This is a genomic window from Mycobacterium sp. (genome assembly GCF_025965855.1).
Lineage (GTDB): Bacteria > Actinomycetota > Actinomycetes > Mycobacteriales > Mycobacteriaceae > Mycobacterium.
This window is the reverse complement of sequence record NZ_JAOPWB010000311.1, coordinates 1-3,574: the sequence shown is the minus strand read 5'-3', so window position 1 is coordinate 3,574 and position 3,574 is coordinate 1. Positions and strand designations below refer to the sequence as shown.

Annotated in this window: 5 protein-coding genes and 1 pseudogene; 3 read left to right on the top strand and 3 right to left on the bottom strand. The window is 69.6% G+C overall.

The genetic code is table 11. The features are described 5' to 3' along the window. Both JWP83_RS31350 and JWP83_RS26845 read right to left on the bottom strand, forming a co-directional pair. Nucleotides 1-69 (bottom strand): GTP-binding protein (locus tag JWP83_RS31350; protein ID WP_367185674.1); only part of this gene is annotated, 69 nt, incomplete at its 3' end. A 260-nt stretch (nt 70-329) separates the two neighbouring features. Further along, nucleotides 330-722 (bottom strand): (deoxy)nucleoside triphosphate pyrophosphohydrolase, encoded by a 393-nt coding sequence (locus tag JWP83_RS26845; RefSeq protein WP_297737513.1) that lies wholly within the window; start codon nt 720-722, stop codon nt 330-332. Between the two features lie 26 nt (nt 723-748). Here JWP83_RS26845 and JWP83_RS26840 point away from each other — a divergent pair, with 26 nt between their 5' ends. Continuing rightward, nucleotides 749-1,033, top strand: coding sequence for a 4a-hydroxytetrahydrobiopterin dehydratase (locus JWP83_RS26840; RefSeq protein WP_297737510.1), 285 nt, complete (start codon nt 749-751; stop codon nt 1,031-1,033). Here JWP83_RS26840 and JWP83_RS26835 read toward each other — a convergent pair. After that, nucleotides 1,030-2,271: a mannosyltransferase gene (locus tag JWP83_RS26835; protein WP_297737507.1), complete on the bottom strand. Its 1,242-nt coding sequence runs from the start codon at nt 2,269-2,271 to the stop codon at nt 1,030-1,032. The genes JWP83_RS26840 and JWP83_RS26835 overlap by 4 nt on opposite strands. Before the next feature lie 131 nt (nt 2,272-2,402). Here JWP83_RS26835 and JWP83_RS26830 point away from each other — a divergent pair, with 131 nt between their 5' ends. Next, entirely contained in the window at nt 2,403-3,110 is a 708-nt protein-coding gene (locus JWP83_RS26830) for a hypothetical protein (protein ID WP_297737504.1), read from the top strand. 46 nt (nt 3,111-3,156) lie between these two features. Continuing rightward, nucleotides 3,157-3,574, top strand: a pseudogene (locus JWP83_RS26825) (hypothetical protein); the annotation flags it as partial.

Sequence of the window (3,574 nt, the reverse complement as noted above, 5' to 3'; positions counted from 1 at the left end):
CATCGCGTCGACCAGGGTGGTCTTGCCGTGGTCGACGTGGGCGACGATGGCGACGTTGCGGAATGGCACGTCGGTGATTCTGGCAGCGGGGGCCCCAGATAGCGAACCGGGCAATGCTCGACTGCTCGACGGCGTTGAGTGTGCGGTGGCGGCGTTGAGTGTGCACTGGCGGCGCGCCGGGTCGGCGTGTCGTCGCCCCAGCCGCACGAGCAAAACCCGGCATGCACACCAAATGGTGCGGCCGCTTGAGCGGATCCGATTTCACGCGTGTCAGCTGCGACGGCGCTGTGCGTTGTCCGCACGCAGGTGTGGACTTCTTATGAGGCTGCTCATAGCGCTCGCGTCAGGTCCGGCAGCCAGCCGCGGTCGGCCGGCACCCAGTCGACGTCGGGCAGTTCTCCCGCCGTCACCCACCGCAGCGCCCGATGGTCCCGCGGGTGCGGCTCACCGCCAAGCAGCCGCACGCGGTACGCCCGCAGCGTCATCATTCCGTTCAGCGGGATGTCGGCGCCGAGGCGGTCACCCACCGCGATGTCGCCCGTCCCCAGGCCCAGCTCCTCGGCCAACTCGCGGGCCAGCGCGTCTTGCTCGGTTTCGCCGGGCGCGACCTTGCCGCCGGGCAGCTCCCAGCGGCCGGCCAATTCCGGCGGCCGGACCCGCTGCGCGACCAAGACCCGGGAGCCGGAGATGACCGCCGCGGCGACGACGATCTGGGTCGGCATGGCCAGTGACGGTATACCGTCGGGATATGGCTGTGTTAACGGATGAGCAAGTAGACGCCGCACTGCCCGGACTCAACGGATGGGAGCGTGTCGGTGGCGCCCTGCGCCGGTCGATCAAGTTCCCGGGATTTCTCGACGGCATCGACGCCGTGCGCCGCGTGGCCGAGCACGCCGAGAGCAAAGATCATCACCCCGATATCGATATCCGTTGGCGGACAGTGACTTTCGCGCTGGTGACGCACTCCGCGGGTGGCATCACGCAGAACGACGTCGACATGGCGCGCGACATCGACGGGATCGTCGGGGGCTAAGCCGTCGCCTCGGCGGTGTGTCTGCCGGTGGCAGCGATCCAGATCAAGGTCGCCACCGCCGCGACTATGTAGACCAGCCCGGCCCACGCCAGATACCAGGGCCGGCCCAATTGCCAGATGGTCGGTTGCGCGAAGCTCAGCAGCCACGGCACGCCGATTATGGTGAGCGCCAACCAACCCCAGCCCACAACCCTCGCGCCGGGGCGCTCGCGTGCTGGCCCGTGAATCGCCCAGATCATCAGCGGCACCAGCCACACCCAGTGGTGGGTCCACGAAATCGGCGAGAGCAGTAACCCGAACAACTCGACCACCAGCAACTTGCCGAGGAGGTCGCGGCGGTCCAGCGCCCGCCAGGCCAGGATGGCCAGCACCGCCGTCACGGCGATGGCGGCCAAAACCAGCGGGCCGAAGCCGGCGTCGTGGCCGAGGATCCGCGAGATGCCACCGCGCCAGGATTGATTGAACGACGTGGCGATCGGCCCGACCCGGCGCGCATCGCCCAGCAGATCGGTGAAGTAGTAGTGGGTCTGATCGCCGACGACCAAAAACGAGACGCCGACGGTGGCAAGGAAGACGACCGCCGAAAACGCCGCCGCACCCCACCGGCGGACGCCGAGGAGGTAGACGCCGGCGATCGCCGGCGTCAACTTGATCCCGCCCGCTACGCCGACCAGCAGCCCCGATAACCACCACCGAGTGGTGTAGGCCGCCCACAGCACCACCAGCATGAGCAACACATTGACTTGTCCGTAGTCGAATGTGCTGCGCAGCGGCTCGATCCAGATGCTGATCGCCGTCCACACCATCGCGACGCGGTGGCCGGCGCCGGCGGGCACGCCGATCAGGCGCTGGCTGATCCGGATCGCGCCGTACAACGCGGCCATCGTCGCGACCTGCCACAGGAACGCCACCAGGCCGAACGGCAGCAGGTGCAGCGGGTAGAAGACGACCGCCGCGAACGGCGGATACGTGAACGGCAGCGGGAAGTCCGGCGTCTGGTCGGCGTAGGCGTAGCTGTACAGGCTGCCGGGATGGTCGACGGCGGCGGCGGCCCCGAGATAGACGTGCAGGTCGACGAAGTTCGCGCCGTTCGGCGCCAGATATGTCCAGGCGAGCCGCGCGGCGATGCTCGCAATCAGCAGCGCAGGGGCGGCCACCCGAAGTGAGCTCGCCGGCAGCCGGGTGCGGGGTGCCGCCGGGGCGGCGTGGGTGGTGTCTATCCGCCCGACTTTAGCCATCGCGGCGGCCGCTCGGTCACCGCCGTCACTCGTATCGGTAACGATCGAATAAATGCCACACGTGTCACTTGAGTCACACCAGTATCAAAGTAACTTCGGCGCCGGACCTGTCGTCGATATCAGGGAGAGTCATGCCAACCATCTGGACCTATATGCGTGCGGCCGCCGTCGTGGTCGGTTCGTCCGCAGCCTTACTGACGGGCGGCATCGCCCACGCTGATCCGGTGCCGGCCCCACCCGTGCCGAACATTCCGCAGCAGCTCATCAGCTCGGCGGCCAACGCGCCGCAAATCCTGCAAAACCTCGCTACCGCCCTCGGCGCCACCCCGCCGGCGGCGCCGGCCGCTCCCGGCATCACCTTCCCGGGGATGCCCTCGGCGGCCTCGCCGGTGTCGCCTCCGGCGTCCATCCCGTCCATTCCGGGGCTCACCCCGCCCGCCGCGGCCACGGCCCCGGCGGCGACGCCGACGATCCCGGGGTTCGGCTCGATCCCGGGCCTGACCCAGCAGGTGCCGGCGGCCTCCGCGGTGCCGGCCGCCCCGTCGATTCCGGGGCTGCCCGCTATCCCGGGGCTATCAGCGCCGACGGCCCCCGCCGTGCCGGCGGCCCCTGCCGTGCCGGCGGCCCCTCAGATCCCGCTGGCGAAGGTCGACATGCCGGCGCTGCCGTCCGGCCTGCCGGTCAGCGTCCCCGCGCAGCTGACACTCCCGCAGGATCTGCAGGCGCTGACCGGGGGACAGGCTCCGGCGGCACCGGCGGCACCGGCGGCACCGGCCGCGCCGGCGGCACCGGTCAATCCTATTAACCCGGTGGCACCACTGCTTGCGGCCCTGCCCTGAGCGGCTTGTTAGACAACTAACCCACCACCGAGGACCGGAGGACACCGTGGCAAGCACTTGGAACCTGTCCAAAGGTTTGGCCGCTGTCGTCACGGCGTCGGCTGCCGCGTTCGGGGTTTGCCCGAGCGCGGCAGCCGACCCGGCGGCGCCGCAGCCGATACCGCAACCGAACTCAACCCAGCAGCTGCCGGGCCTGCCCGCTCTATCGGAGTTGAGCCCGATAATCCAGCAGGCGGCCAGCAATCCCGGGCAGGCGACGCAGCTGCTGATGGCCGCCGCTCAAGCGTTCACGCACAACCCGACGGCGCCCGCCGAATCCAAAAACGTTGCGGCTTCGGTGAATCAGTTCGTGCAAGAGCCGGGATCGCCGGTTCCCGGTGCGCCGGCCGAGACCGCCCCGGTGCAGCACGTGCCGCCGGTGGGCATCGAGCCCGGGCTGCAGTCGCACCTGCCGCTGGGTATCG